A 6,966-nucleotide genomic window follows, 5' to 3' on the forward strand; every position below is an offset into this window, starting at 1 on the left:
AAGTTTATTTCTTTTGGCTTGAATCTCGTAATTTTTCCAACACTCGTCACAGTAGTATCCACTACTACCTTGAACCATTCTTTGAAATGCAAAATGAGGATTGCCATATCGAATGTGTTCGTGACAGAACAATTTTCCACATCGAGTACACTTTTTTGTTGCGTTACTTAAGCATTTAGCGCAAGTAGAAGTCATTTCTGATCAATAAAATTTGGATTTTGGAGAATAAGGAGTACCATCGGAATTGAATAAAATTCGACCGGGAATACCGCGAGCTCTGTAAACTTCAGCGCAATATGCGACATCAGCCTCGTCAATGAGAATTCTATTTGCTTCCTTTCCAATTATTTTAATAATTCCAGCCTTAACCCATTTTGACAGTGTTGGTTGCAAAACTCTGTAATCCCTTGCTGCTTTGCTAATCCAAATTGGTTTTCCTCTTAGGTGGGCATATTTCTGATACTCCGGCAAATCCTCTTTGCGGAGTGCTTTTACCTCAATGGCTTCTCCGCGCACTTCATCTTCGCTCACCACCATCTCACCTGCGACCATTGCAGCCCTGATTTTACCCCTCTCAACCATCTGGCGCAAATAATCTTCGTCCAGCCCGTATTTGCGGGCGGCTTCGGAAAGTGGTATAAATACAGGTAAGGTAGCCATAATCAACAGTCTCAAAATTTACACGGGTCGAATCATCCTGAACCTTGACAAATCTCCATGAGGTATTCCCCACACGGGGCGCAACGACCCTTCCTGCAGGCCAGGGTCACCGGTCGGCGGGTTAGCCACCGGTCTATCTGCGCGCTCGCTCGCCGGGTAGGCGAGCGTGGATCCTGGACAGGTCGCGCCCCGTGTGGGGGGGTACCTCTTTTTTTGTCTGGTAAAGTACACACAACGCACCCAGGGATCCATCGGGTGCGCTGCTCGGTACAGGGATGGAATCCCTGTGAAAGTAGCGGGGAGTGGATTCGAACCACTGACCTCCGGGTTATGAGCCCGACGAGCTACCTCTGCTCTACCCCGCATCGCGTCCTATATTTTACCACACCTTGCTCCATCGTCAACCCTTGCGGTTTGCTTTCTAACCTTTTTCTAACGTCTGGGTTTCAACACCAACCGGATGGGTGTGCCAGTAAAGGGATACTCCTTCCGAATGGCGTTTTCTAAATAACGCAGGTAGGTGAAATGCGCCAGTTTCGGGTCGTTGACATAAATCAGGAAGGTGGGGGGATCGCTGCGTACCTGAGTCCCATAGTAAATTCGCAAGGACTTGCCGGTGCGCGAGGTGGCGTGGTGGGCATCCTGGGCATTGTGAAGAATGCGGTTCAATTGCGCGGTCGTCAGGCGGGCCAGCCGTTCTTCCTGTACTTTCAATGCCAGCGGCAGCACCTGATCCACCCTTTGACCAGTTTTGGCTGAAATAAATAAAATCGGTACATAGTCAATAAAATTCAGTTCCTGACGGATACGGTTGGTGTAATTCTGCATGGTGAAGTTATCTTTCTCAACCGCATCCCATTTATTGACCAGTACGACTGTGCTTTTGTGGGATTCCAGAATATAACCGGCAATGTGGGCATCCTGCGCAGTAATGCCGGTGGTGGCGTCAATCATCAGCAGAGCAACGTCGGCTCGCTCGATGGCTCGCATCGAGCGGATGACGCTGTATTTTTCAACACCTGGTTCGATTTTTCCCCGCCGGCGGATGCCGGCTGTGTCTATCAGGGTGATCTCTATACCTTCATATTCAATTTTCGTGTCAACCGCATCGCGGGTTGTGCCGGCTATCGGGCTGACAATGGCGCGTTCCTCCCCAACCAGCCGATTTAAAAGGCTGGATTTACCAACGTTGGGCTTGCCCACAATGGCAATTTTGACCGAATCGTCCTCTTCCTCCTCCAACTCGGGCGGAAACGAGGCTACCAAATCATCCAGCAAATCACCTGTGCCTGTTCCGTGCAGGGCAGAAATGGGATACGGCTCGCCGATACCCAGTTCGTAAAACTCGGCTGCTCCGCTGCGAAAAGTCTGGTTATCGGCTTTGTTGACCACCAGCAGCACGGGGGGGTGCGGCTTGCCTTCAATAATTTTCTGGTTGCGGCGCAATATCTGAGCAACTTCCTGATCAGCAGGGGTAACGCCGCTGGTTGCATCCGTGAGAAATAAAACCACATCCGCTTCGCGGATGGCCAGTTCAGCCTGCGCACGGATTTGTTGAATATAGTCTGCCGAGCCAATCGAGAGTGCCTCTTTACCACCCGTGGAGGGGTCAATGCCGCCCGTGTCAACAATAAAGAAGTAACGGCCGTTCCACTCCGACTCGGCCATCAACCGGTCTCGGGTAGTGCCGGGGGTGTCATCCACAATTGCCAGCGGTTCACCGGCAAGGCGGTTGAACAGGGTGCTTTTGCCAACATTGGGACGCCCCACCAGTGCAACAATCGGTTTTCGCATCGTTTCACCTCAAGGGGTGATTGTACCACTGGTTGAGCGGGTTGTCCGCGTAATGATGACCTCCACGCTTTCTGGCAGGAGCGATTCGGGTTTCAACTCAGCAATCAGAATTTCCACTTCCGGCTCGATCTGGTAACTACCTTCCGTCAGGGCGGTCAGGTCCACCACGGCGCGCACATCGGTAGCGCGCAGTCGGTCGAGCAGGGCGACCGGCCCAGAGATGATTACGGTAATCGTTTCTGGGGAAATGACAGCACTCAGCCCCGGCTGCAGACCGGTAATTTCAACCGGTATGCTCGGCAGGGTTAAACTGCTTTCAATTGCGGCAATACCCACCCGAACCAGTACTTCGGTCTGATCGCCAACCACTGAAACACCGGGGGGTAAATTGAGACTCAAGGAAATATCCAGATCATCCTTCAAACCATTAATGTTGAGCGGTTCAGTTTCGATAAAACCGGGTAAATCACTGACAATTTGCGGGTCGGCCGAAAAGACCGTAACTGCCGGGGGAAAAACTGAAATATTCGTCAGGCGATAGCCGCTGGCAACCTGACCCAAGACCACTACCTTAATAACCACGTTGCGGTACCCAAAGCGTTGGGAGATATTCTGCCGTATCGTGACGCGATCTGGCAGTAAACTCAGCCCGTTGACGGGGTTATCGTTGGCGTCCACTGCAACCAGATTGACCGTGCGGGTGATGGTTTCGGTAGCCTGTGAGAGGTCTATGATTGCCTGAACTTCCGCGACGCGGTTGACCTGAGATTCCGGGCCGCTAATCGTAACCGAGGTCTGGCTGAGGGTCGGGCTGTCGGCTGTGTAGCCGACTGCCGGGCTGCCGCGGGTTACAACCCGGATTGGAAATTCCTTGCTGGCCAGTCGTTCCAGTGTAACGGTGATGGATTGGGGCGATTGGGCAATTTTTCGCACCGGGCGGACACTGATTTGTACCCTGACCGGTACAGAATGACTGCCGGCTTCCAGACCGGAAAGGTCAAGGAAGGCGCGTACCGCACCAGTTTCGGTATTCAGCTGATTCCAGATGGATTGCGGGGCGCTCAGAACAACCGTTACCGAACTCGGAATGCTGGAGGTGATCACCAATCCGGGGTCCTGTCCGATGATTTCAATAGGCAGCGGATTGGGATAAGTGCGCTCGCTGAGCGGATCACTGGAACTGACTGCGGAGATCCACACTGCCAGTGCAAGAATGAAGGCCGTGATCAGGGAGGGTAACAGGCGCAGTAAGCGGCGTAAAACCTCGATCATCGCTCACCATCCTCCCGAAAAACCGGTGGCTTGCGGTTCTTTTTGAACCAATCTATCAAACTGGTACTTTTTGGGGGCGGCTGATAAAAAGCCATCAAAATGTTTTCCAGCCGTTCGCTATCCAACCGGCGAATCATCCGTCCGCCATGAGCGATGGAAATTGAACCGGTCTCTTCGGATACGACTACCGCAATCGCATCGCTTGCTTCGGAGGTGCCCAACGCTGCGCGATGACGCAGCCCCATTTGCCGCTCCGGGGAGCGGTTGAGGATACCGCTGGCAGACAGCGGCATGACGCAGGCAGCCGCGGCAACCTGATCGCGCACGATGATGGCAGCACCATCATGCAGCGGAGTGTTGGGGTAAAAGATTTGCAGGAGCAGCTCCGGGGTAACCCGCGCGTTCAAGCGTACACCGGTGCGAATGTAATCCTGCAAGCTATCCCCGCGCTGAAGGACGATCAATGCACCGTGTTGGCGTGCTGAAAGCCGTGCGCAGGCGCTGACCACTGCCTGGATCGTTTCGCGCATGACCGAAACGTCTTTTTCGCTTTGCTGCCAGAAGATTGCAGCCGGTGAACCTGCCCGCCCCAGTCGTTCCAAACCGCGCCGGATTTCAGGCGCAAAAATGACTGGAATGGCCAGTACCAGCGTTGGGGCGATTGTCTGGATCAGCCACGAAAAAGCCGGCAGGTTAACCAGACTGGTCAACAGACTCAAGGCTACAACCAGCAGCAAAACCCCACGCAGCAGCACCATCGCCTGCGTATCCCGCACTAACAGTAAAATACCGAAAAAGACCAGCGTGACCAGAAACAGGTCAAGTGCACTCATCCAGTTGAAGCGCTGGAATATAAAGGAAAGTTCATTCAGTAATTCGGTCACGCTGGGAAACCCCGCAAGGGAAGATCAGATCGGACGCAGCACCCGATCCTCCCGCAATTTCTTGAAGAGCAAAACGCTGCCGGCCGGCATGGATTCGCGGGCAGCATCCTGCCAGGCCTGCACTTCCAATGCTTCAGGAGTGGTTCGCTGATAGCCCAGATTTCGCCACAGCCCGTCATGCCTTGCCAGTGAAGGCGGCACAAAAACCAGCGAGGCTTCACACTGTAAGTCGCTGGATGCCCGTTCCATTTCCTGAATGAGCGCGGGGATGGCTTCGTTGACCGGCAAAGCAGGGTCAAGGTGTATGTCTGTGGTGCGCGCAACCAGGTTTTCAACCTGCCAGCCGATTAGCCCCTTCAGCTGCTGATCAAGGCGCAACAATAAGAAGGCTTTTTCACCAAAAGCCGCCATCACATCCTCGCTGGTCATGGGCTTGCCTTTCTTATCAAGCCGATTGAAAAGGCTGGCAATTTCGCTAGAATGATGTGGGCGGCCGCGTTCAATTTGTAATTGCCCTTTGATCGCCGGGGCTGTTACCGCTTGAGAGGGGATTTCTTCTGCCAGCGGTACATATTTGCGCCACGCTGCGACGACCTGTTTCCAGGTTTCATCAAAGGTGCCTGCATTGCGGATGACAACGTCCGCAGCAGCGATTTTCTCTTCCTGAGGCGGCTGGCTGACGATACGCTGACGGGCGTCCTTTTCGGTCATGCCACGGTTCTTCATCAGACGCGCCAGCTGGATTTCCGGCGGTGCATATACCACCCACACACTATCGCACTGCTTTGCCATGCTCGATTCGATCAGTTTGATTGCTTCGACGACAATGACCGGTTGAGTGGCCCGCCGAATCAGGTAATCGGCCCCTTGCCGCACCAGTGGGTGAATGATGCTTTCCAGTTTTGCCAGCGCTTCAGGGTCGCCAAAAACAATTCTGCCCAATCGTCCGCGGTCAATCTCACCATCCGGTTTGAGGATGTATTTGCCAAAATAATCCACCACCGCGGCGTAGCCGGGTGCGCCTTTGGCAATCACACGATGCGCCAGCGCATCGGCATCAATCCCATACGCGCCAAGATGCTCCAACATGCGCCGCACCACACTTTTGCCGGTGCCGATATTACCGGTCAAACCAATCACATATTTACCCGCCCAGTGACTCACCCTGTCTCCTGTTTGGTTTCAAAGATTAAAAGAATACTGAATTCATTTTATCTTTGGGGGGCGAGAATGTCAAAGGAAAAGTTCCTTTGGTTTGTTTCAGGATTGAGATATGTTCCTGAACAAAGCGAAGGCCAAACCGAGGGCAATCAAACTGAGGAGGATAAAGGGAATTACATAGGCTGCATATTCCTGCGGTGTATGGATGATACCATCCATGGCTTGAACCAAGCTTTGTCCGGCTACCACAAGACCTGTAAAAACCAGGAAGATGAGCAGCAACGCACCGAGCCGAATACCCTGCGGGTTACGTTTCCATAATTGGAAAGCGGCCAGGTATACAGCGGGAAAAAGGATGGCCAAATCCAGAACATAGGTGATTTCGGTATGGTAGTGATCGAGATGGGCGGGTGGCTTCCCTTGAATCAGGGCAGTGATAATATCCAATACCCAGATGAGCAGGGATAAGCCGCTGAAAGCACAAAAACCTGCAATCCAGCGGTATGGCATGGTTGGGCGGATTTTTTCAACAAGGGTGGGCATTTCAATAGATTGGAACAGCATAATAAAACTGTACAGACTCAGCGAAAAGCAAAGGATATAAACCAGAAGCATCTCGTTCCAGTATGCGCCAAGGGCAAGTGAGGCACTGTTATAGACAAAAAACGCCTGAATGCCAAGCAGCACCAGTTTTGATGTTACATCTCCCCGCCTTGACTTTCGGGCAGCCATCCAGAGCGAAGGCACAGCCACAAAAAGGGTTACCGCATCGGTGCCGCGCAGGATACCACCTTTGAATTGGCTGTCGTTCCGATATAAACCTCGCGCATACAGGGTAACCTCTTCCCCCTGCGGAGTGATGACACGCTCGGGTTGACTTTTATTTGAAAGAAATAAACCGGCCGCCGAATAAATGATTGCAAGTATTGCGATCAAATAGGATGCCCAAATGGAGAAAGAAACGGTCTTCATTTTACTCCCTGTACCTCCTTCACATTTTTTAGCAGGAAGATGGTCATTACCATGCCTGCCAGCGCCATGCCCGGGAAAATGATCAGCTCCACCGGGCTGACCGGAACACCAAGGCGAGCCATGTTGAGCGCCATCAAACTGACGGCAGTGCCGAGAGTCAGGAATTTGATTAGACCAACCGAGGCCAGCAGGTAACCCCACGGTCGTCGGCGCAGCAATAACA

Annotated in this window: 6 protein-coding genes, 1 tRNA gene and 1 pseudogene; all 8 read right to left on the bottom strand. The window is 52.7% G+C overall.

Annotation, left to right across the window (positions count from 1 at the left end; translation table 11 throughout):
• Positions 1-201 precede the first annotated feature (201 nt).
• A complete protein-coding gene (locus tag ACWIZX_RS03580) occupies positions 202-660 on the bottom strand; it encodes a hypothetical protein (RefSeq protein WP_448334839.1) in 459 nt (152 codons plus the stop codon).
• 293 nt (positions 661-953) lie between these two features.
• Positions 954-1,025: transfer RNA gene (locus ACWIZX_RS03585), tRNA-Met, on the bottom strand.
• A gap of 67 nt (positions 1,026-1,092) precedes the next feature.
• Positions 1,093-2,454 (bottom strand): ribosome biogenesis GTPase Der, encoded by a 1,362-nt coding sequence (gene der, locus ACWIZX_RS03590; RefSeq protein WP_322793766.1) that lies wholly within the window; start codon positions 2,452-2,454, stop codon positions 1,093-1,095.
• A 9-nt stretch (positions 2,455-2,463) separates the two neighbouring features.
• Entirely contained in the window at positions 2,464-3,726 is a 1,263-nt protein-coding gene (locus tag ACWIZX_RS03595; RefSeq protein WP_322793767.1) for a CdaR family protein, read from the bottom strand.
• On the bottom strand, positions 3,723-4,610 hold the full coding sequence (gene cdaA / locus ACWIZX_RS03600) for a diadenylate cyclase CdaA (RefSeq protein ID WP_448334840.1): 888 nt from the start codon (positions 4,608-4,610) through the stop codon (positions 3,723-3,725). Before cdaA ends, ACWIZX_RS03595 begins: the two co-directional genes overlap by 4 nt.
• A gap of 24 nt (positions 4,611-4,634) precedes the next feature.
• Positions 4,635-5,774, bottom strand: coding sequence for a dephospho-CoA kinase (coaE, locus tag ACWIZX_RS03605; protein ID WP_448334841.1), 1,140 nt, complete (start codon positions 5,772-5,774; stop codon positions 4,635-4,637).
• 96 nt (positions 5,775-5,870) lie between these two features.
• Complete coding sequence (locus ACWIZX_RS03610; protein WP_448334842.1) at positions 5,871-6,743, bottom strand: hypothetical protein; 873 nt, start codon at positions 6,741-6,743, stop codon at positions 5,871-5,873.
• Positions 6,740-6,966 (bottom strand): annotated as a pseudogene (locus ACWIZX_RS03615) (hypothetical protein); the annotation flags it as partial. The gene ACWIZX_RS03610 and the pseudogene ACWIZX_RS03615, both read right to left, overlap by 4 nt.

It is taken from the genome of Bellilinea sp., from assembly GCF_053501535.1.

Excerpts from the sequence above, each read along its gene's own strand:
- ACWIZX_RS03580 (WP_448334839.1), bottom strand. The coding sequence starts at position 660 with ATGGCTACCTTACCTGTATTTATACCACTTTCCGAAGCCGCCCGCAAA.
- ACWIZX_RS03610 (WP_448334842.1), bottom strand. The coding sequence starts at position 6,743 with ATGAAGACCGTTTCTTTCTCCATTTGGGCATCCTATTTGATCGCAATA.
- ACWIZX_RS03595 (WP_322793767.1), bottom strand. The coding sequence starts at position 3,726 with ATGATCGAGGTTTTACGCCGCTTACTGCGCCTGTTACCCTCCCTGATC.
- der (WP_322793766.1), bottom strand. The coding sequence starts at position 2,454 with ATGCGAAAACCGATTGTTGCACTGGTGGGGCGTCCCAATGTTGGCAAA.